18 protein-coding genes are annotated in these 20,254 nt (G+C 63.8%); 5 read left to right on the top strand and 13 right to left on the bottom strand.

All coding sequences use genetic code 11. The features are described from left to right. Nucleotides 1-603 carry a DUF4337 domain-containing protein gene (locus JMY28_RS33135; RefSeq protein ID WP_201700105.1) on the bottom strand — a complete coding sequence of 201 codons (603 nt, stop codon included), beginning with the start codon at nucleotides 601-603 and terminating at the stop codon, nucleotides 1-3. 409 nt (nucleotides 604-1,012) lie between these two features. Between JMY28_RS33135 and JMY28_RS33140 the strand changes: the two genes are divergently transcribed. Next, nucleotides 1,013-2,224: a helix-turn-helix transcriptional regulator gene (locus JMY28_RS33140; RefSeq protein ID WP_201700106.1), complete on the top strand. Its 1,212-nt coding sequence runs from the start codon at nucleotides 1,013-1,015 to the stop codon at nucleotides 2,222-2,224. A gap of 95 nt (nucleotides 2,225-2,319) precedes the next feature. Here the strand turns inward: JMY28_RS33140 and JMY28_RS33145 are convergent, their stop codons facing one another. From JMY28_RS33145 to JMY28_RS33165, 5 genes are all read right to left on the bottom strand, one after another. After that, nucleotides 2,320-3,021 (bottom strand): ABC transporter ATP-binding protein, encoded by a 702-nt coding sequence (locus tag JMY28_RS33145; RefSeq protein ID WP_201700107.1) that lies wholly within the window; start codon nucleotides 3,019-3,021, stop codon nucleotides 2,320-2,322. Beyond that, nucleotides 3,021-3,791: a high-affinity branched-chain amino acid ABC transporter ATP-binding protein LivG gene (livG, locus tag JMY28_RS33150; RefSeq protein ID WP_028203113.1), complete on the bottom strand. Its 771-nt coding sequence runs from the start codon at nucleotides 3,789-3,791 to the stop codon at nucleotides 3,021-3,023. The genes JMY28_RS33145 and livG overlap by 1 nt, the downstream gene beginning before the upstream one ends. Next, entirely contained in the window at nucleotides 3,788-5,068 is a 1,281-nt protein-coding gene (locus JMY28_RS33155; RefSeq protein WP_201700108.1) for a high-affinity branched-chain amino acid ABC transporter permease LivM, read from the bottom strand. Before JMY28_RS33155 ends, livG begins: the two co-directional genes overlap by 4 nt. 7 nt (nucleotides 5,069-5,075) lie before the next feature. Then, the gene (gene livH, locus JMY28_RS33160; protein ID WP_028213765.1) at nucleotides 5,076-6,002 is read right to left on the bottom strand and encodes a high-affinity branched-chain amino acid ABC transporter permease LivH; all 927 of its coding nucleotides are present in this window, start codon (nucleotides 6,000-6,002) and stop codon (nucleotides 5,076-5,078) included. Between the two features lie 135 nt (nucleotides 6,003-6,137). Then, a complete protein-coding gene (locus tag JMY28_RS33165) occupies nucleotides 6,138-7,253 on the bottom strand; it encodes a branched-chain amino acid ABC transporter substrate-binding protein (protein ID WP_201700109.1) in 1,116 nt (371 codons plus the stop codon). 1,011 nt (nucleotides 7,254-8,264) lie between these two features. Here JMY28_RS33165 and JMY28_RS33170 point away from each other — a divergent pair. The 3 genes from JMY28_RS33170 (at nucleotide 8,265) to JMY28_RS33180 (ending at nucleotide 11,109) form a co-directional block, all read left to right on the top strand. Further along, entirely contained in the window at nucleotides 8,265-9,254 is a 990-nt protein-coding gene (locus tag JMY28_RS33170; protein ID WP_201700110.1) for an ABC transporter substrate-binding protein, read from the top strand. 162 nt (nucleotides 9,255-9,416) lie between these two features. Further along, a complete protein-coding gene (locus JMY28_RS33175; protein WP_201700111.1) occupies nucleotides 9,417-10,313 on the top strand; it encodes an ABC transporter permease in 897 nt (298 codons plus the stop codon). 1 nt (nucleotide 10,314) lies between these two features. Continuing rightward, the gene (locus tag JMY28_RS33180) at nucleotides 10,315-11,109 is read left to right on the top strand and encodes an ABC transporter ATP-binding protein (RefSeq protein ID WP_201700112.1); all 795 of its coding nucleotides are present in this window, start codon (nucleotides 10,315-10,317) and stop codon (nucleotides 11,107-11,109) included. A gap of 24 nt (nucleotides 11,110-11,133) precedes the next feature. Here the strand turns inward: JMY28_RS33180 and flhC are convergent, their stop codons facing one another. The 5 genes from flhC to JMY28_RS39465 all read right to left on the bottom strand — a co-directional run bounded on the left by flhC (nucleotide 11,134) and on the right by JMY28_RS39465 (nucleotide 16,442). Continuing rightward, the gene (gene flhC, locus JMY28_RS33185; protein WP_201700113.1) at nucleotides 11,134-11,748 is read right to left on the bottom strand and encodes a flagellar transcriptional regulator FlhC; all 615 of its coding nucleotides are present in this window, start codon (nucleotides 11,746-11,748) and stop codon (nucleotides 11,134-11,136) included. Between the two features lie 23 nt (nucleotides 11,749-11,771). Next, complete coding sequence (gene flhD / locus JMY28_RS33190; protein WP_201700114.1) at nucleotides 11,772-12,086, bottom strand: flagellar transcriptional regulator FlhD; 315 nt, start codon at nucleotides 12,084-12,086, stop codon at nucleotides 11,772-11,774. Nucleotides 12,087-12,277: 191 nt separating this feature from the next. Beyond that, nucleotides 12,278-14,395, bottom strand: coding sequence for an EAL domain-containing protein (locus JMY28_RS39160; protein ID WP_236597156.1), 2,118 nt, complete (start codon nucleotides 14,393-14,395; stop codon nucleotides 12,278-12,280). A 44-nt stretch (nucleotides 14,396-14,439) separates the two neighbouring features. After that, on the bottom strand, nucleotides 14,440-14,838 hold the full coding sequence (locus JMY28_RS33200; protein ID WP_201700115.1) for a hypothetical protein: 399 nt from the start codon (nucleotides 14,836-14,838) through the stop codon (nucleotides 14,440-14,442). 59 nt (nucleotides 14,839-14,897) lie between these two features. Then, the gene (locus JMY28_RS39465; protein WP_201700116.1) at nucleotides 14,898-16,442 is read right to left on the bottom strand and encodes a methyl-accepting chemotaxis protein; all 1,545 of its coding nucleotides are present in this window, start codon (nucleotides 16,440-16,442) and stop codon (nucleotides 14,898-14,900) included. 381 nt (nucleotides 16,443-16,823) lie between these two features. On the opposite strand from JMY28_RS39465, the gene JMY28_RS33210 reads away from it, so the two are divergent. Continuing rightward, on the top strand, nucleotides 16,824-18,389 hold the full coding sequence (locus tag JMY28_RS33210) for a methyl-accepting chemotaxis protein (protein WP_201700117.1): 1,566 nt from the start codon (nucleotides 16,824-16,826) through the stop codon (nucleotides 18,387-18,389). Nucleotides 18,390-18,399: 10 nt separating this feature from the next. On the opposite strand, the gene JMY28_RS33215 is transcribed toward JMY28_RS33210, so the two are convergent. Together JMY28_RS33215 and JMY28_RS33220 are read right to left on the bottom strand one after the other, a co-directional pair. Beyond that, nucleotides 18,400-19,041: a response regulator gene (locus JMY28_RS33215; protein ID WP_201700118.1), complete on the bottom strand. Its 642-nt coding sequence runs from the start codon at nucleotides 19,039-19,041 to the stop codon at nucleotides 18,400-18,402. Next, nucleotides 19,038-20,144, bottom strand: a complete 1,107-nt coding sequence (locus JMY28_RS33220) for a PAS domain-containing sensor histidine kinase (RefSeq protein ID WP_407945566.1) — start codon at nucleotides 20,142-20,144, stop codon at nucleotides 19,038-19,040. Before JMY28_RS33220 ends, JMY28_RS33215 begins: the two co-directional genes overlap by 4 nt. Between the last annotated feature and the right edge of the window lie 110 nt (nucleotides 20,145-20,254).

Genomic DNA, 20,254 nt, shown 5'->3' on the forward strand with positions numbered 1-20,254 from the left:
TCAGCCGCCGAAAAACGCCAGCGTGCCCAGGCCTACGCTAACGATGGCCACGCCCACCGACGTATTGAGCAGCCAGCGGCGCCGCGTAAGCAGCGTGATTGCCGTGAGCGCGATCGAGATCTGAATGAGCGTCGTGGCTTGCGCCCAGCGATGATGGCCGTGCAGCACCTGCTCGCTTAACGCATCGTCCTGCTCGACGGTCTTTTCGAGCGCCTCCGCCTTCGCGCGGATCGGCTCTTTCTGCTGGCGATAGCGCTCGACATCGGCGGCGAAGCGCTTCTGCGCGGCGTCCGAATTCGGCGCGAGTGCGGAGAGTTGCGCGCCCAGCTCCGCCAGATTCTGCTTCTCGCCTTTCGCCTGATAGTAAGCCCATTGATTCGCGGCTTCGGTCTTGCGAATCGCCGCTTCGTTCTTGTAATAGAGCGCCAGGTTCTCGCTGTTACCGCTCTGGTAGGCAAAGATCGCTCCAATGGAAGCGAGGATCGCCGTCATCACCGCCATGCGGCCCGGGAACGCATCGCCCTCGCCGTGCCCGCTATGGCCCGCCGCGGCGTGTTCTACCGCGTGGTCGTGCGGCCCATGCACTTCGTACTCTTCAGACATCCAAAGTCTCTCCGCTTTATCTGACTTTCAACCATTCGCTGTCCTGCCGCCGTTCGCTCTCGCTGCTCTCGCGACGACGCGCGCCGCTTTTCCCCCATGCGGCGCGCCCGATTTGGGACGCTCAATTATCGTGAGCGCGGCGCGCTTGTCCAGTACCCGAAATACATCGGATGTAACGAAACCCGAAATGTCCTCTGACGAAAGCGAATCGTAGGCTTTATCGTCTATTCATTCAGAATAGGGACCCCGGGATGTTGCAGCGCATCCCCTCGCGCCTGCCGTTTGCAAACGTGGATTTACGCCCTGAGCGCCGCCGGCGTCGTTGCAGTGCCACATGGCCCTATATGCGACGTCGCAAGGCATGCCCTGAGGCCTTCTGCCGTTAATAAAATCCAGCCTGGAGACCATCATGGGGCCCACAACGGCCGCGCACGCTGCGGCTATCGATACCGTTGCACACAGCGCGCGCGTGAGGCATTCCGAGCCGGATGAAACGGGCGGCCTGATCGACGCGATCTACGACGCGGGGTTCGACGCGCAACGCTGGCCGGATGTCTGTGCGCGCATTGCGCAGCGCATCGGCGCGCAACACGTCAATCTCACCATGCTGCCGCCCGAAAGCACGTTCTCGCTCGCCGAGTGGGACGGCATCGACGCGTCGTTTGCCCATTCGTATGCGCAGCACTACGGCGGCTTCGATCCGCTCGTGCCACAGGTGCGCCGCTGGGCGGCCGGCACGCTCGTCACCGATACGATGATCCACCCGCAGGGGAGTCTGGAACACAGCGCCTTCGTGCAGGAGTGGGTGCGCCCGCAGCGCTTCTACACGGTGGCCTTCGCGAACGTCCTGCGCGAAGGCGACATGGCCGCCGTGCTCGGCGCCCTGCGCCACGAAACGCGCTTCTATAGCGAAGACGAGCTGGACGCACTGCGCGACCTGCTGCCGCATTTGCGCAATGCATTGCGCGTGCAGCGGCACACTGCGCGCACCCTCGCCGCGCACGACAAAAGCGGGCATGCCCCCGCGGACGCACTCGACGCGCTCGCGCACGGCGTCCTGATCGTCGATGCCGACGCGCACATCGTGTTCGCGAATTGCGCCGCCACGGCGCAGCTCGCGCGCGCAAACGGGCTGCGCACCGAGCACGCCGCGCTCAGCGCCACCACGTCCGCCGCCACGCAGCAGTTGCGTGCGCTGATCGCGCGCGCAGCCGGACGCGACGTACGCGGCCGCACGGGCGGCGCGATGCTGATCGCCCGCCAGCCACCCGACGAGCCGCTCCAGGCGCTGATTTCGCCGCTAGGCGCGCACAGCCGCGCCGACTACTTCGCGCAAACCGCGCGCACCGGCACGGCGATGCTGATCGTGATCGATCCGCAGTCGTCGCGGCGCGGCGTGGAAACGCGTCTCGTCGCGCTGTTCGGGCTCACGCCCGCGGAAGCGCGCGTGGCCTGCGAAGTCGGCAAGGGCCTCAATCCGAAAGACGTGGCGGAGGCGCTGCAGGTCCTGCCCTCGACTGTACGCACGCATCTGCACCACGTATTCGCGAAAACTGCCACGCGCCGCCAGGCCGAGCTGATGCGGTTGATCGCGCAGCTTGCGATTGCACGCGGCGATTGATTCATGTTTGGGGTGCGAAAAAAGAAGCGGCCCGCGCAACACACGTTCGATGAACGCGGATTGCGCGGGCCGCAGCGCGGCACGACTTCAGACGATCAACCGCCCAGATAGGCGCGCTTGATGTTGTCGTTGGCGAGCAGATTGTCGGCGCTATCGGCGAGCACCACGCGCCCGGTCTCCAGCACATAGCCGCGATCGGCCACGTGCAGCGCCTTGTTCGCGTTCTGCTCGACGAGGAACACCGTCACGCCTTCCTCGCGAATCGCGCGGATGATGTCGAAGATCTGCGCGATCACGAGCGGCGCGAGGCCGAGCGTGGGCTCGTCGAGCAGCAGCAAACGCGGCTTGCTCATGAGCGCACGGCCGATGGCGAGCATCTGCTGCTCGCCGCCCGACATCGTGCCCGCGCGCTGTTTCGCGCGCTGATTCAAACGCGGAAACAGCTTGAACACGTGCTCGATGCCCGCATCGATCTCGTGCTGCGTGGCGAAGAAGCCACCCATCTGCAGGTTTTCGAGCACCGTGAGGCTCGGGAACACGCGGCGGCCTTCCGGCGAAATCGCCATGCCCTTGCGCATGATGTCGTGCGTGGGCATGCGCGTGATGTCCTCGCCTTCGAACGTCACTTTCCCCGCAGAGGCGCGCGGCGTGCCGCACACGGTCATCATGAGCGTGGTCTTGCCGGCGCCGTTGCTGCCGATCAGCGTGACGATCTCGCCCTTGTTCACTTCGATCGACACGCCCGCCAGCGCTTCCACCGCGCCATAGTGGGTATGGACCTTTTCCAGCTTCAGCATCAGTCCTCTCCGAGATAGGCCTTGATCACGCGCGGGTCGTTGCGCACTTCGTCGGGCTTGCCGATCATGATCGGCTTGCCGTGTTCCATCACCAGAATGCGGTCCGACACGCCCATCACGAGGCTCATGTCGTGTTCGATCAGGAGTACGGAGATTCCGAACTCGTTACGCAAGCCGTCCACCATCTGCTGCAGTTCGACCTTCTCCTGCGGATTCAAACCTGCCGCGGGTTCGTCGAGCATCAAAAGACGCGGATCGGTGATCATGCAGCGCGCAATTTCGAGCCGACGCTGATGGCCATACGAAAGCGTGCCCGCCTCGCGGTTCGCCACCGGCTTCAGGCCCACGCGTTCGAGCCAGTACGCGGCACGCTCGAGCGCGGCGCGTTCAGCCCGGCGATACGCTGGCGTCGCGAACAGGCCGCTCAGCATGTTGCGGTTCACCTTCAGGTGCTGCGCGACCATGAGGTTTTCCAGCACTGTGAGCTGCTTGAACAGGCGAATGTTCTGGAACGTGCGCACGAGGCCGCGCCGCGCGACCTGGTGGCTCGGCTGGCCTGTGATGGCGTGGCCTTCCAGCACGATGTCGCCCGCGGTGGGCTTGTAGAAGCCGCCCACGCAATTGAACACCGTGGTCTTGCCCGCGCCGTTCGGCCCGATGATCGCGAACACCTCGTTCGGACGCACGTCGAAGTCGATGCCGTCCACGGCCAGCAGACCGCCGAAGCGCATCTGCAGGCCGGCTACTTTCAACAACGCTTGTGCGCTCATTGCGGCAACTCCACGTGCGGACGGCTAGCGGGCAACAAGCCCTGCGGACGCCACATCATCATCAGCACCATCACCAGACCGAAGATCAGCATGCGGTACTCAGCAAAGCCGCGCGCCACTTCGGGCAGCGCCGTCAGCAGGATCGCGGCAAGCACCACGCCCAGTTGCGAGCCCATGCCGCCCAGCACCACCACGGCGAGAATGAGCGCCGACTCGATGAACGTGAACGACTCGGGCGTGACGAGCCCCTGGCGCGCCGCGAAGAACGCGCCCGCGAGGCCCGCGAACGAAGCGCCCAGCGTGAACGCCGAGAGCTTGATGCGCGTGGGATTCAGACCCAGCGAGCGGCATGCGATCTCGTCTTCGCGCAGCGCTTCCCAGGCGCGGCCCATCGGCATGCGCAGCAGGCGGCTCGTGACGAACAGCGTGAACGCCACCAGCACGAGCGCGAGCAGGTACAGGAAGATCACCATGTGCTCGCCGCTGTACTCGATGCCGATCAGCTCGTTGAATGTCTTCGCGCCTTCCACGCTCGCGTGGCGGGCCATTTCGAAGCCGAACACGGTCGGCTTGGGAATGCTGGAGATGCCGTCCGGGCCACCCGTAATGCTCGTGAGGTTATTGAGCAAGAGGCGGATGATCTCGCCGAAGCCGAGCGTGACGATGGCGAGATAATCGCCGCGCAGGCGCAGCACCGGGAAGCCGAGCACGAAACCGAACGTGGCCGCGGCGAGCGCCGCGAGCGGCAGGCATTCCCAGAACGTGAAGCCGAAGTACTGGTTGAGCAGCGCATACGTATAGCCGCCCACCGCGTAGAAGCCCACGTAGCCCAGGTCGAGCAGACCCGCGAAGCCCACCACGATATTGAGGCCCAGGCCGAGAATCACGTAGATGAGCGCGAGCGTCGCCACGTCGATCGCGCCACGCGAACCCATGAACGGAAACACCGCCCCGAACGCGAGCAGCACCCAGATCGCCACGCGCTGCTGGCGTGCGCCGAGCGCGGGCGCCTTGGGCAAACGCACGCCACTCGTTGCGCGCACAAACATCGGCTTGACGAGCTGGAACACGAACACCACGGCGGCCGCGATCCACACGGGGCGCCAGTGCTGCTGCAACACGACCTGGTAGCCGTCCAGCGTGAGCTGCAGGCCGAGGATCGGCGCGGTGAGGATGATGGTCGCGACGGCGGCGGCAAGCGCACCCTTCACCGTTTGCGACGACGACTGACCGTGTGCGCTATTGCTGGCCGCGCGAACCGAAACAGTTTGGCTCATTTCGACCTCACACCTTTTCAACGTCCGGCTTGCCGAGCAGGCCGGTGGGACGGAAGAGCAGCACGAGCACGAGCAGGCCGAACGCCACGACGTCCTTGTATTCGGCCGGCATGTAGCCCGAGGCGAGGGTTTCGGCGAGACCGAGCAGCACGCCGCCGAGCATTGCGCCCGGAATGCTGCCGATGCCGCCCAGCACCGCGGCCGTAAACGCCTTGATGCCCGCAATGAAGCCGATATACGGATTGAGCTTGCCGATCGTGAGACCGATCAGCACGCCACCCACCGCCGCGAGCATGGCGCCGAGCACGAACGTGAACGAGATCACGCGGTTCGTGTCGATGCCGAGCAGGTTGGCCATCTTCATGTCTTCCGCGCAGGCGCGGCACGCGCGGCCCATGCGCGAGCGCGAGATGAAGAGCGTGAGCGCGATCATCAGCACGAGCGTCACGCCGACGATCAGCATGCGCGCGTAGGGAATCGTCACTTCGAAGTTGCCGCCCATGTTGAAGTCGAGCGCGCCGGAAATGAGCATCGGCACGGACACGTCGCGCGCGCCCTGCCCGATCTGCACGTAGTTCTGCAGAAAGATGGACATGCCGATGGCGGAAATGAGCGGCACGAGGCGCGGCCCGCCGCGCAGCGGCCGATACGCCACGCGCTCGACCGCGAAACCGTAGAGCCCGGTGACGAGCACCGAGACGATGAGCGCCGCGCCCAGCACGAGCGGCAGCGGGTAACCCGCCGAGGTGCCGATGGCCGTGAGCGTGACGAGGCCCACATAGGCGCCGATCATGTAGATCTCGCCGTGAGCGAAGTTGATCATGCCGATGATGCCGTAGACCATCGTGTAGCCAATGGCGATCAGCGCATAGATCGCACCCAGCGTGAGCCCGTTGACGAGCTGCTGGGTGAACTGAGGAAGAAAATCATTCATGCGTAAGCCCCGCGGCCGTGAAGCCGATGAGAGACCTTTGGAACCGTACCAACCCTTTTTTGTTACGCGCACAACGGCCATGAAAACGCCCCGCCACAACGGAAGGCGGGGCGTGTGCGGCGTGCAGCGCCGGGATCAGTTCGCGGCGGTCTTGGTGGCGTCCTTGTGCCACGTGTAGACGACGAAGCGGAACGACTTCAGGTCGCCCTGTGCGTCGTACTCGACCCTGCCGATCGGCGTGTTGAACGCGTTCTTGTGCAGGTAGGCCGCGACCTTGGTCGGGTCCGTGCTCTTCGCGCCGGCAATGCCGTCGGCGATCACTTCAACCGCGGCGTACGACGGCATCTGGAACGGGCCGTTCGCGTCGCGCTTGGCGTCGGCGAATGCCTTCACGAGTTTGGCGTTGGCGGGGTCCGATGCGAAGTCGGCGGGCAGCGTGACGAGCATGCCTTCCGAAGCCGGGCCGGCGATGGCGGTCACGTCCTTGTTGCCCACGCCTTCCGGACCCATGAACGTGGCCCTCACGCCCTGCTCACGCGACTGGCGCATCAGCAGGCCCATTTCCGGGTGATAGCCGCCGAAGTAGACGAAGTCCACGCCCTGCGACTTGAGCTTCGTGACAACTGCGGAGTAGTCCGAATCACCGGCGTTGATGCCTTCGAACACCACGACAGGAATATGCGCCTTGTCGAGCGCGGCCTTGACCGACGTGGCGATGCCCTGGCCGTACGACTGCTTGTCGTGCAGGATCGCAACCTTCTTCGGCTTGACCTTGTTGATGATGTAGGCGGCGGCTGCCGGACCTTGCTGGTCGTCGCGGCCGATGGTGCGGAAGATGAACTGGCGCTTCTTGCCTTCGGTCAGCTGCGGCGCGGTGGCCGACGGCGTGACCATCACGACGCCTTCGTTCTCGTAGATGTCCGAAGCGGGAATCGTCGAGCCCGAGCAGACGTGGCCGACCACGTACTGGATATGCTGCGAAACGATCTTGTTGGCGACGGCGACAGCCTGCTTCGGCTCGCACGAGTCGTCCATCAGGACGGCTTCGAGCTTGTTGCCGTTCACACCGCCGGCGGCATTGATCTGCTCGATGGCAGTCAGCGCGCCCGCCTTGACCATGTCGCCGTACTGGGCGACCGGGCCGCTGAACGGGCCGGCAATGGCGATCTTCACGGTGTCGGCGTTCGCGCTTGCACCAAATGCGAGCAGCGCGGCGGCCACGGAAACAGCGGTAAGGCGGGACAACATCATCAGGAGCTCCTCGATTGTTTTCGGGTCAACCGGTCAGACGGAATGACCTGCGCAAACGAACAGCGCCCCAATGACCTTCAATGGGGAACAACCACGGCGAGCACCAGAAAAAAAAGACGTGACGGGGCCCGGCGTGTATCAGCGCCCTGGTAGGCGGCTGAGTTCGGAGAGACTGCTGAGTTACAGACTCTGTTGCGCAAGCGATCCGCCTGCCCCGTTCGCTGCAATTCATACCGGAAAGGTGGACCGGCCTGAATCAGCGACCCGCGGATGCTATCAATAATCCATTTTTACGGCAACTAAGGGTTTTTTCGGATATCGATTCGAGTTTTGACATCGGTCAATTGAGGGGAATACTGGAAAGCGCTTGAAAAAGCTCGGGAAAATGGCCTTTCATGAGGGCTGTGGACCACTATTCCGGCCAAGGTGGCCGGCTGGCCCGGGCGTACGGAATACCTTGATTTTTGATTTTTACGTGATATTGATCGTCATTTTAATTTTCCACAGAATCTGATCGGCGAATCGTATCTGACAAATAAATTCAATGTTAATTAATAGTCACTCCAAAATCGCCAGTCTTATTATCTAAATACCGGGAATACCCTAAATACACAATGCGCCAAATCATTGATTTACAAGGATAAATATTACAATAACCTTAAATTTTTATCTTTGAATCCGCCACATAATCTGGATCACCTTCGCTTCACCCACATCTCCGCCTCTCAATCCGAAAGCGATAAAATTCTCGCTAAAGCTCGGCGTTTTCCCATAATCGGATCGCGCAGTCTCGAATTAATCTTCGCGACACCGTCGCGCGGCCGCCTCACTGACCTGCCAGCGCGTTCCAGCCCCGCAAGAGTCGGTGGTATCCTCGCTCCCTCGCCGCGCCCGCATGCACCACTGAGGCGCATGCCGCGTGCTCTCGCGCCACGCGTGAAGCCGGCGACGCCGCACCCTGTAGCTCCGAAAAAACCGCAAGAACCCAGCACTCGGGGGAGATCAAACAGCATGAAGACCTTCAAGCAGGCAGCCATTGCCGCCACCCTTTCCCTCATCGCCAGCGCCGCCGCGCTCGCGCTGACTTCGGGCGCCGCGCGCGCCGCCGAAACCGCGACCGTGGAAGTGCTGTCGATCGTCGAGCACCCGGCACTCGACGCGATCCGCGACGGCGTGCGCGACGAACTCAAGGCCGCCGGCTACGACGCCGGCAAGAATCTCAAGTGGGAATACCAGAGCGCGCAGGGCAACACGGGGACCGCCGCGCAGATCGCGCGCAAGTTCGTGGGCGACAACCCGAGCGCGATCGTTGCGATCGCCACGCCCTCGGCGCAAGCCGTTGTGGCCGCAACGAAGTCCGTGCCCGTGGTGTACTCGGGCGTGACCGACCCGGTGGCCGCGCAGCTCGTCAAGACGTGGACGCCGAGCGGCACGAACGTGACGGGCGTTTCCGACAAGCTGCCGCTCGACAAGCAGGTTGCGCTCATCAAACGCATCGTGCCGAACGCGAAAACCGTCGGCATGGTCTACAACCCGGGTGAAGCGAATTCGGTCGTGGTCGTGAAGGCGCTCAAGGAACTGCTCGCGCAGCAGGGCATGGCGCTCAAGGAAGCCGCCGCGCCGCGCACCGTGGACATCGGCCCGGCTGCGAAGAGCCTGATCGGCAAGGTCGACGTGATCTACACGAACACCGACAACAACGTGGTTTCGGCGTACGAAGCGCTCGTGAAGGTCGCCAACGATGCGAAGATCCCGCTCGTCGCTTCCGATACGGACAGCGTGAAGCGCGGCGCCATCGCAGCGCTCGGCATCGACTACAGCGACCTCGGTCATCAAACGGGCAAGGTCGTCGTGCGTATTCTCAAGGGTGAGAAGCCGGGCGCGATCGCCTCGGAAACCAGCAGCAAGCTGCAACTGTTCGTGAATCCGGCCGCCGCACAAAAGCAAGGCGTGACGCTCTCGGCCGACCTGCTCAAGGACGCGACCACGGTCGTGAAGTAAGCCGCAGCCGTGGCGCATCGCACGCAGTCACACTGCCAGGCCCGATAAAGGCCGCTCATTTGCGTAACGACGGTGCGCAACGGCGAGCCGCCCCATCCGGGCGGCTCGCCGCGCGTCGACTCCGGCGCACCGCCGCCGCAGACCGCAACAGGATTCTTCCTCATGTCCCTCTACTCGCTTCTGGGCGCGCTCGAGATCGGGCTGATCTTCAGTCTCGTGGCCCTCGGGGTGCTGATCTCGTTTCGCATCCTCAACTTCCCCGACCTCACCGTCGACGGCAGCTTTCCACTCGGCGGCGCCGTGGCGGCCACGTTGATCGCCGCAGGCCACGATCCGTTTCTCGCCACCGCGTGCGCGATCGTTGCGGGCGCAATCGCCGGCTTCATCACCGGCTGGCTCAACGTGCGCCTGAAGATCATGGATCTGCTCGCCAGCATCCTCATGATGATCGCGCTCTATTCGATCAACTTGCGCGTGATGGGCGCGCCGAACGTGCCGCTCATTTCCGAAGCCACGATATTCACGATCATTCAGCCCGCATGGCTGCCCGACTACGTGCTGCGCCCGCTCGCGCTGCTGGTCGTCGTGCTGGCCGCGAAGTTCGGTCTGGACTGGTTCTTCTCGTCGCAATACGGTCTCGCGCTGCGCGCAACGGGCGCGAACCCGCGCATGGCGCGCGCGCAGGGCATCGCCACGGGCCGTGCAACGCTCGCCGGCATGGCGCTCTCCAACGCGCTCGTCGCTTTGGCTGGCGCCCTCTTCGCGCAGACCCAAGGCGGCTCGGACATTTCGATGGGCATCGGCACCATCGTGATCGGGCTTGCGGCCGTGATCATCGGCGAGAGCATCCTGCCCGCGCGCCGGCTCGTGCTCACCACGCTCGCCGCCGTGCTCGGCGCGATCCTTTATCGCTTCTTCATTGCGCTCGCGCTCAACAGCGATTTCATCGGCCTCAAGGCGCAGGACCTGAATCTCGTCACCGCCGTGCTCGTGACGATCGCGCTCGTGCTGCCCGCCACGCGCAAGAAGCTGTTCGGCCGCAAGAACGGGAGGGCATGAGATGCTCAGCGCCAAAGACCTCAAACTGACTTTCAACCCCGGCACGCCGATCGAAACGCGCGCCCTGCGCGGTCTCACGCTCGAAATCCCCAGCGCCCAGTTCGTGGCCGTGATCGGCTCGAACGGCGCGGGCAAGTCCACTTTCCTCAACGCGATCAGCGGCGACCAGCGGGTGGATACCGGCACCATCACCATCGACGGCCAGGACGTCACGAAGAAGCAGGCATGGGATCGCGCGCATCTCGTCGCTCGCGTGTTTCAGGACCCGATGGCCGGCACCTGCGAGGCGCTCACCATCGAGGAAAACATGGCGCTCGCGATGGCGCGCGGCAAGCGCCGCGGCTTCGGTCCCGCGCTGAAAAAGCAGGACCGCGAACTGTTTCGCGCGAAGCTGCGTCTCTTGAATCTGGGCCTGGAAAATCGTCTGAGCGATCGCATCGGCCTGCTTTCGGGTGGCCAGCGCCAGGCGGTGAGTCTGCTGATGGCGTCGCTGCAGCCTTCGCGCATCCTGCTGCTCGACGAGCACACGGCAGCGCTCGATCCGAAAACGGCCGCGTTCGTGCTGGAACTGACAGCGCGTATCGTGGAAGAGGCGAAGCTCACGACCATGATGGTCACGCACAGCATGCGCCAGGCGCTCGACTACGGCCAGCGCACGGTGATGCTGCACCAGGGTCAGGTGGTGCTCGACGTTTCGGGCGAAGCGCGCCGCGGACTCGACGTGCCGGACCTGCTGCGCATGTTCGAGCAGAATCGCCACGAGAAGCTCGACGACGACGCGCTGCTGCTGGGATAACGCCCTCCGGCCGCAAACCGCCGCTCAAGCCAGGCCCGCCCCTCGATCGAGGCGGCGGGCTTTTTCATACGCGTGCAGAACGCCCCGGTCCGCCGCCCCCAGCGGCTGCGCCACCTGCGCAGCGTGTCCAAATGTCGTGTTCAGTTTTCCCGCTCGTGAAGGCGGACGGCAGAGTCCGCAAACGTAATTCGAGGCAGGCTCGTACGCGTGCGAGACAAATTGCCCACCGCATTGCGTGCAAGTGCAAAGACCCAGAACAGAGCGTTCGACGAAGCGGAGCAGTGTCCACGCGCGCGTGAAGGTCAGCACGACTTCGCCCGAATTCGACGTGTGCTCGAGATAGAGCTGGTACGCGCTCAGGAACGCATCGACGTGCTCCTCTTGCGCGACGTCCAGCAGAAAGCGGTAGAACGAATAATAGAGCGACGCGTGAATATTGGGTCGCCAGGTGACGAACCAGTCGGCGGAATACGGCAACATGCCCTTGGAGGGCGATTTCCCGCACAACTCTTTATACAGCCGGATGAGACGATCGCGAGACAGCGTCGTTTCCGCTTCGAGCACCTGCATGCGCGCCCCATAGCCGATCATCCGGATCGCAAGCTGCGTCTGTTTCGCTTCGTCAAGCAAGCTCTTCATTGCCGCACGCTGAACGACCGCGCTCACTGGATCGCCTCAACGGGTTGCTGCGCAAGCAGGATCACCGTCTGCATGGCGGCATCCTCGTGCCTCACGTTGTGCGTGAGCGCGGAGAGCAGCATGTGATCGTCAAAGCGGAAACGGCAAAGCAACATGTTCGATCCCGCAAGCTTCATCAGTTGTGCAGATGTTAGCGTCGCCATCAGCTCGGCGATTTCGTGGCTCACGCCGAGGCGCAGCATCGCTTCGGCACGGTTTTCCCGCACCATCTGCTGGGCCAGCATCAGATACGACAGGTTGATCTCCCGGATCTCATGGAGAAGTCCATTGTTGTTCAAGATACCCTCTTCATCTCTCAGCTTGTCCACGCTGATTCACGCTCGGCGACATTGCCGGATCGACGACATCTTATTGAGATACGCCGGCCGAAGAATTGAGGATTGTCAAAAAACGGATACCCGTTGCCCTGTGCGACGGGACGCCGCAGCCGCACACACCCTGTCAATTCTCCGGGCTCCTGTTGCAGCGCTCATATTTCGGCTATCAGGCTGCTGCGGGCCGACTGATAGGCCTTGCTGCCCACGCCGTGGTGCTCGGCCGCATCCAGTAGCGCGCGCCGCGCAGGCGAATGCGCCACGCCGGGAAGCACGCGATCCAGCATGATCGACGAGTCCTGAAACGGAATGCCCACGCGGCGCGCTTTCACGGAGCGCCGCGACCGGCCACCGATGCCCGACGACGTCGCTCGACGCACTTCCGAATCGAGATAAACCGTCTCCTCCCAGATCAGGAGGCGCGCCAGATTGCCAAGGCGGCTAGCCGAGCTGCGGGCGGCAAACGGGGCCGCATGCGTTCTCATCCAGTCTCGCAACTGCTGCGCGGGCATCGGACGCGCGACGCCGTAGCCTTGCACGAGGTCCACGCCAAGCACGACGAACGCATCGACCAGGCCCTGGTCCTCGACGCCCTCGACGACGACCGTTCTGCCGAGCGAATGCGCGAGCCGCGTGATCTGATAGACGAAGCGAAGAATGTCGGAACTGTCGTTGCCCTCCAGGCGAACGATCTCCTTGTCGATCTTGATGTAGTCGAACGGCAGCGCACGTAGACGGTTCAGGCTGCTGTGGCCGGCACCCAGATCATCCTGGGCGAGGCTTACGCCTAGCGCCTTGAACCTCGCGACGCCATTCGACGATTGGGCGCCCTGCACCTCTTCAGTCTCGAGCACTTCGAGCGTCAGCCGTTGCGGCGCGCACGCGTGATGCCTCAGCGCGTCGCGTGTCGCCTCGAAGTAGCGCGGATCGCTCAGTCCTATCGGCGGCAGATTGAGCGAGATGTCCAGGTCGATCCCGTCGCGCAGCCACTGATTGCGTTGTGCAAGCGCCTGATGCAAGCCGCGCGCGAACAGTTCGAAGAAGTCGTCGCGCGACAATGTCGGCAAGAACAGCCCCGGCGCAAGCAGCCGGGCGCCGTCCTGCAGGCGCGCCAGTGCCTCGACTTTGGCCACCCTGCGCGTCTTCAGGTCGAGGATAGGCTGGTAGTGCATCTGCAACGCGTCGGAGCGTAGCAACGCGCTCCAACGCTGCCGCTCCGAGAACGAGACCGCGTGCGTACCGCCCTCCACGTGCGTGATACGCGTCATCGCGAACTCGATGAGCGTTCGGATGACCGCGATGAAGTCCTGCTGTTCCGCGCCGGAAAATCCGCCTGGCAAGGCGCTGAAGATGCAGAGCACGGCCTGCGGCATGTCGCCGATGCGGCATAGCGGGATCGCCACGAGGGAGCGAAATCCGCCGCGCAGCAGCGCATCGCGCCACGGCTCGACGCCGGCATCCGTCGCCACGTTGATTGCACGCTGAACCGCGCCCGTGCGCCACGCAAGCGTCGCCGGGCCGTCACGGCGCGCGGCGGCGCCGTGCTGTGCGAGCCCGGCCGTGATACCGACCATCTCGTGGATGCAGTCGTGCAGCGGACCATCGGCCACGGCTTCATAATGGAAGTGCCCGTCGGCGCCAAGCCGCCCAGCGGCGCAGCCCGCGACTTCGCCCAGTTGTCCGATCGCGCTCACCACGCCATCCATCAGGTCTGCGTAGCTTTTCCCTTCTGACGTGATGCGCACAATCGAAAGCACCAGTTCCGAACGTGCACTCTGCATCTGCTGGTACACCTCGGTCTGAATCGCGAGATCGCGCGCAAAGCGCTGATTGAGCACGGCGAGCGCGTCGCCGTGCAAGTCGCGATCGACCTTGCGGAAAATGGCGTTGGCGAAGAGCGCCTGGCTATGTACCAGATCTTCGTGATCGAGCCCGAGCGTCGCGTGAATGCCGCCGACCTTGAGCGCCAGATCGCGGTGATCCGCGGCCGTGAGATCCGGGCTCGCGAGGCGCAGCAAATTGCGCATCTGCTGCACCTCCAGATGATGACGCTCCGCCTTCGATAGCCGCTCAAGCATGCGCCTCGATTCAGGGCGCTTGCTCACGCCCGCGTAAAAGCGGCTCACGATGTCGGCTGCCGACGCGCTCAGGAACGCAGAAAGCGCCTCGAGCGACTTGCGATGCACCTCACCGTAGATCGCCAGTTCGTCGTTCACCGGTTGGGCCTCAGCGGCCTCAGCGTCGCCGGTTGGGCCCGCGAGTCGATTGAGCATGATGTTCGTTTGTTGTGGTTTCAATCATCCGGCGAGACGACGATCTACGCCGGGCCGCCCGGCTCCAGTGCACGTAGGAAATAATTGACCTCGCCGAGAAACGCGCTCTGCGATTCGCCGGGCAAGGCTCTTTCGTCGAGCAGTTCGAGTACGCGCTCGATGCGATCACGAAAATGTTGCTTCACCTGAGCCCGGGAATCGGGGGGCAGCAGCGCCACGACCGCCTGGCAAAGCTCCCGCACCGCAATCAGACGGCCGCCATATTCGAGCAAAGCGTTGCTCTGCACGCCCGCGAGACCTGCGAGCGCTTCGGTGAGCGACTGATCGTCGCTTTCCGGCGGCGCTGAATCGCGCGTTTCGCGCGCTTGCCGCGTTTCATTCGCAATGCCAAGCACCCCCGCTCCTTCCGCCATGAGCGCGTCATGGTCCAGACGCCTGTTCAATTTGCTGCTCCTTGTTTCAACCGGCCGCCGTTCGCGCGACCGAAACGGACTGTATGCGCTCAGCGGTCATTCGATAGCCGGAAGACGGCGATGGCGTGATTCATTTGCGCCGCCTGCTCTCCCAGCGACTGGGCCGCCGCCGCCGATTGCTCGACGAGCGCCGCGTTCTGTTGGGTCACCGAGTCGATCTGGCTGATCGCCTGATGCACCTGCTCGATGCCTCGGTTCTGCTCCTCGGATGCGGCCGTGATCTCGTTCACGATGTCCGATACCTGCTGGATGCCGCGAATCACGTTAGCCATCGAGGAGCCGGCCACGTCGGCTTTTTCCGCGCCAGCCTTCACGAGCGTGACCGAGGCGTCGATGAGCTCCTTGATTTCCTTGGCCGCCGCCGACGAGCGCTGCGCGAGCGAGCGCACCTCGCCGGCCACGACCGCGAAGCCACGCCCTTGTTCGCCCGCACGCGCGGCTTCCACCGCTGCGTTGAGTGCGAGAATATTGGTCTGAAACGCAATGCCCTCGATCATCGTCGTGATGTCGGCGATGCGCGCGGAGCCCTCGGCGATATTGCCGATGGTCTGCACCATGGCCTGCACGGCGGCGTTGCTCGAGTCAGCCGTGATGCGTGCGTTGGCGGCGAGCGTGTTGGCCTGGCGCGCGTTGTCGGCGTTCTGCATGACGGTCTGCGCCAGTTCGGTCATACTCGCGGCGGTCTCCTCGAGCGACGACGCCTGCTCTTCGGTTCGCGCAGAGAGGTCCATGTTGCCGGTGGCGATCTCGCGCGCCGAAAGCGCAACCGATTCGCTCGACGAGCGGATACCGCGCACCGTCGTGGCCAGCTCGCCGCGCATGTGCTGCATCGCTGAGAGCAAGGGTCCGAACTCGTCTTTCGAAACCGCTTCGGCCTGCGCATTCAGGTCGCCGGCAGAGATCGCGTTGGCGAGCGTGACCGATTTCGCAAGCGGCGTTGCGATCGCTTTCGACAGATAGATCGACGTGCCGATCGCGACCACGATGCCGAGGCCAGCGAGCATTCCCGCCACCCACATCAGCTGGTGGGTTGTGGCTTCGCTATCGTCGACGAACTGCTTCGCCTGATCGGTGTTCAGTTTCACGTCCTCGCTGAGCAATTCGATCATGCGGTCGCCAAGCGGGGCGACCACGGTCTTCTGAAACACCATGGCCTGCTGATAATCGCCCTTCCCGGCGATTACCAGCTCCTCATTCACCGCTGTGTTGAACCGGCTGATCTGGGCATCGATGCGGCCCGCAAGCTCACGCTCGCCTCCGCTGGAGACGCCGCTCGGGTAATACAAAGACCACAGCTTCGCCCCGTTCGTTTGCGCGTCACGCACGCGTTCTATCTGTTGGGTATCCTGAGTAGCCAGGATCATCCACAGCACACGGCGCGTGTCGAGCATATTGGCTCGCACGTTTGCGAGCTGACCGATCGGCACCGTATTACCGGCGTACGAGCTGCTCATGTTGCCGCTAAGTGCCGACATGCCATAGAGACTGAAGAGACCAAGCGTCAGCATGAGCGCAACGCACACGCCGAACGCAAGCATGATCCTGAAGCGGATCGTATGAATGAAATGGCTCATAGGGAAGCAAGGAAATTCGAGTCGTCGCGCGCACCGCATTCGGGGCAATCCCGTGTCCGAGCGTCGTGCGGCCGACTGGGTGCGGCACGATTCGCAGTGCGATGAATGCTAACTGCGCGGCCCAAGTCCAACTTTGATGATTATCAATTTTGAGACGCCATCCGCCCCGACCTGAACGCCGCCCGCTTAGGGCGACATCAAATTGATATCCGTCAACTTTCGACGCTTTGTCAGGCCGTGTCGGCGCCAGGATTGCATTCGCGCTGCCGATATGACTCACAGAAGCAGCCGATCATGTGGCCGCGCATCGAATTTCGAGAGACAACCGGGTAAATACGCGTCACCCATACGCTGGCTTCGTCGACATCTAAAGGTCTTCTAATGAAACAGTTTCTTGGCACGGTTCGCGCGAGAGTCGTTCTCGCATTCGCGGCCTGCATGGCAATCACGCTCGCCGTGGGCGGTTTTGGTCTGTACGGCATTGCCAGCCTCAAGGGCGCGCTGCACGACATGTACGGCGGCAATCTCGCGCCCATGGCGGATGTCGCGGCGATTCGCGTCGACGTGCTGAACATCCGCTACCGCCTCACGCGCATGCGCATCCAGAATGACGCGCGTCACTCGCAGGCGATCCGCGAGCAACAGGCGGAAATCGAAAGAACGTGGAAGCACTACTATCCCGACGGCGTTTCGAGCGATGCCGAGCGCGTCGTGGCGGACAAACTCAACACGCAACTCCCGCAATTTCGCTCAGCCGTCGCCAAGGAACTGGACATGCTCGAACGCGGCGACGTCGCTGGCGCGGACCAATGGCACGCCAGCAGCGTGGCGGGCATCAGCGACTCGCTCACCGACCTGACGCAGAACGACTTCGACATCAATCGTGACCAGGCGCGCGACAGCGACACCACGAGCGCGGCCCTTGCCGCGCGCCTGACCTGGATCGCGAGCGCAATTGGCCTGTGCGGGGCGATCGTCTGCATCGGCTCGGCGGTCTATCTCCTGCGCGCGATCATGGAACCGTTGACGCGCTCCGTGTCGTTCTCCAACCAGATTGCCGAGGGGCGGCTCGACAGCGAAATCGCGACCGTGGCGCCTGGCGAGTTCGGCGTCCTGCTCGCCACACTCAAATCGATGGCAGCGCGCCTCGCGCTCACCGTGGGCGGCATTCGCGACGCGAGCGAGTCGGTCACGCTCGCCGCGAGCGAAATCGCGGCAGGCAACATGGACCTCTCGGCGCGCACCGAAGAGCAGGCGTCATCGCTCGAACAGACGGCCGCCAGCATGGCCCAATTGACGGAAACCGTGAAGCAGAACGCCGACAACGCGCGCGAAGCCAACGTGCTCGCCGCCGAAGCGCGCGACATGACGAACACGGGCAACGTCTCGGTCGGCCAGATGATGGAGACGATCACCGAGATCAGCGCCCACTCGGCGAGGATCGCGGACATCACCGGCATGATCGAAGGCATTGCGTTCCAGACCAACATCCTCGCGCTCAATGCCGCGGTGGAAGCCGCGCGTGCCGGCGACCAGGGACGCGGCTTCGCAGTCGTGGCGAGCGAGGTACGCGCGCTCGCGCAGCGTTCGTCGGCGGCGGCCAAGGAAATCAAGGTGCTGATCGACGCGTCGTCGGAAAAGGTTCGGCAAGGCGAGCAGCAGGCAGCCGGCGTGGGCGAAACCATGGGGAACGTGAGCCATGCCATTCGACGGGTCTCCGATATCGTCGGCGAGATTTCCACCGCCTCGGACGAGCAGAGCAAAGGCATTGAACAGGTCCATCAGGCGATCACGCAGATCGACGACGTGACGCAGCAGAACGCCGCATTGGTCGAGCAGGCGGCGGCCGCGGCTCAGTCGCTCCAGGAACAGTCGGACCGTATGAAGCATGAAGTGATGGTGTTCCGCCTGCCGGCGGCGGGCGCGGTGAGCAGCGCCTCCGCGTAGTGCCCCGCGCTCACAAGTCGTCGTCGAGGAGCTGGTGGCGCGCAGCGTAGCGCACCAGCGCGGCTTCATGGGGCATCTGCATTTTCTCCAGAATGCGCGCCTTGTAGGTGCTCACTGTCTTCGCGCTCAGGTTCAGCGCGTTGGCGATTTCGGTGATCGTGTCGCCCGCGGCAATGCGCCGAAACACGTCGAACTCGCGATCGGACAACTGCTGATGAGGCAACGTCTCTTCCGGCTTTTGCAGGCTTTGCGCATATTGCTCGGCCATCGCGAGGCTGACGTACACACCGCCCGCGGCCACCTTCTCGACTGCCAGCAGCAATTCCGCGCTGGCGCTCTCCTTTGTGAGGTAGCCGGACGCACCGGCCTTGAACGCGCGCACGGCGTACTGCTGCTCGGCGTGCATGGTCAGCACCAGAACCCGCAAGCCCGGTTGCGCGCTGCGAATCTCCTTGATGACCTCGATGCCGTTTCGTCCCGGCATCGACAGATCGAGCACGAGCACCTGTGCCGGCGTCGAACGCACGAGCGCCATCGTGGCGGGCGTGTCGGCGGCTTCGCCCACCACCTCGAATCGCTGTGAGCGCTGGAAAATCTGCCGCAGGCCCTCGCGCACCAGTTCGTGGTCGTCGGCGATCAGCACTCTTGTCATCGTGATGCCTCCCCGCCAACGAGCGACGCTTCGGGAAAGACGGCTTCGATGGCGAAACCCTGTCCTGCTGCGCTCTCGATCGTCACCTCGCCGCCGAGACCATGCGCCCGTTCACGTATGCCAAGCAGACCGAACGATCGCTGGCCCGGTTCGGCCGACGTGTCTCTTCCGCGCCCGTTGTCCTGGATGCGCAGCACGCATCGCTCGCCTCGCCGGTAGAGCTGCAGCGTAATGGCGCTCGCTTGCGCGTGCCTCGCCACGTTCGTCAGCGCCTCCTGGACGATGCGAAACAGCGCCGTTGCGGCGCAGTTCGAAAAGTGATCGTCATCGACTTCGATCGTGCTCTCGACTGCGATACCGTAGCGCCTCGCGAAGTCATTGAGCAGCCAGTCGATCGCGGAGACGAGGCCGAGATCGTCGAGCAGCGTCGGGCGCAGATCGGCTGCGATGCGCCGCACGGACGCCACCGTCGCGTCGATGAGCCGCCGCATCGCGTGTGCGCGGCCACGCAGTTCGGCTGCGTCCGGATACGCCACGAGCGCCTGCTCGATGAACGACACGTCCATTTTGAGCGCCGTGAGTTGCTGGCCGAGGTCGTCATGCAGTTCGCGCGCGATGCGCATCTGCTCCTCCTCGCGCACCTGCTGGAGATTAGCCGAGAGATTGCGCAGCGCTTCGTGGGAGCGCAGCAGCGCCTCTTGCGCGGCAACGAACGCCGTCGCATCGCGCAGTACGACCGTGAGCAACTTGCCTGCACCGTCGTGCGCGCTGGAGATCGACGCCTCGATGGGGAACTCGGCGCCGTCGGCACGCAGCCCGAACAGCAGACGCTGCGGGCCCATCGGGCGTTTGCCTGCGAGCGTCGAGCCGAAACGCGCGACGTGCTCGATGTGCGCCGCGCGAAAGCGCTCGGGGATGAAGCGGGAGAGGGATTCGCCGATGGCGCTTGCGGCCGGGCAACCGAAAATGCGCTCGGCGGCCGGGTTGAAGAGAACGATGCGCTGGGACTGATCGATCGTGATAATCGCTTCCTGGGCCGAACTGACGATGCTCATCAGTTGTGCTTCGCTGAGCACCGACTGTTGTGGTGCAGTGCTGTTCACGCACGCCTCCCAAAGCAGTCGCGGTGCAACGAATATGCTACCACTGCATCTCGGGGCGCAACCGCATGCTGCGCACCGCCCTGCCGGCGCAGGTGTGCTGCGTTGCAGCG

It is taken from the genome of Paraburkholderia hiiakae, from assembly GCF_904848665.1.
Classification (GTDB): Bacteria; Pseudomonadota; Gammaproteobacteria; order Burkholderiales; family Burkholderiaceae; genus Paraburkholderia; species Paraburkholderia hiiakae.

Excerpts from the sequence above, each read along its gene's own strand:
- JMY28_RS33165 (WP_201700109.1), bottom strand. The coding sequence starts at position 7,253 with ATGATGTTGTCCCGCCTTACCGCTGTTTCCGTGGCCGCCGCGCTGCTC.
- JMY28_RS33210 (WP_201700117.1), top strand. The coding sequence starts at position 16,824 with ATGAAACAGTTTCTTGGCACGGTTCGCGCGAGAGTCGTTCTCGCATTC.
- JMY28_RS33155 (WP_201700108.1), bottom strand. The coding sequence starts at position 5,068 with ATGAGCCAAACTGTTTCGGTTCGCGCGGCCAGCAATAGCGCACACGGT.
- flhC (WP_201700113.1), bottom strand. The coding sequence starts at position 11,748 with ATGAAGAGCTTGCTTGACGAAGCGAAACAGACGCAGCTTGCGATCCGG.
- livG (WP_028203113.1), bottom strand. The coding sequence starts at position 3,791 with ATGAGCGCACAAGCGTTGTTGAAAGTAGCCGGCCTGCAGATGCGCTTC.
- JMY28_RS39160 (WP_236597156.1), bottom strand. The coding sequence starts at position 14,395 with ATGCTCAATCGACTCGCGGGCCCAACCGGCGACGCTGAGGCCGCTGAG.
- JMY28_RS33135 (WP_201700105.1), bottom strand. The coding sequence starts at position 603 with ATGTCTGAAGAGTACGAAGTGCATGGGCCGCACGACCACGCGGTAGAA.
- JMY28_RS33170 (WP_201700110.1), top strand. The coding sequence starts at position 8,265 with ATGAAGACCTTCAAGCAGGCAGCCATTGCCGCCACCCTTTCCCTCATC.
- JMY28_RS33145 (WP_201700107.1), bottom strand. The coding sequence starts at position 3,021 with ATGCTGAAGCTGGAAAAGGTCCATACCCACTATGGCGCGGTGGAAGCG.
- JMY28_RS39465 (WP_201700116.1), bottom strand. The coding sequence starts at position 16,442 with ATGAGCCATTTCATTCATACGATCCGCTTCAGGATCATGCTTGCGTTC.
- JMY28_RS33215 (WP_201700118.1), bottom strand. The coding sequence starts at position 19,041 with ATGACAAGAGTGCTGATCGCCGACGACCACGAACTGGTGCGCGAGGGC.
- JMY28_RS33140 (WP_201700106.1), top strand. The coding sequence starts at position 1,013 with ATGGGGCCCACAACGGCCGCGCACGCTGCGGCTATCGATACCGTTGCA.
- JMY28_RS33180 (WP_201700112.1), top strand. The coding sequence starts at position 10,315 with ATGCTCAGCGCCAAAGACCTCAAACTGACTTTCAACCCCGGCACGCCG.
- livH (WP_028213765.1), bottom strand. The coding sequence starts at position 6,002 with ATGAATGATTTTCTTCCTCAGTTCACCCAGCAGCTCGTCAACGGGCTC.
- JMY28_RS33175 (WP_201700111.1), top strand. The coding sequence starts at position 9,417 with ATGTCCCTCTACTCGCTTCTGGGCGCGCTCGAGATCGGGCTGATCTTC.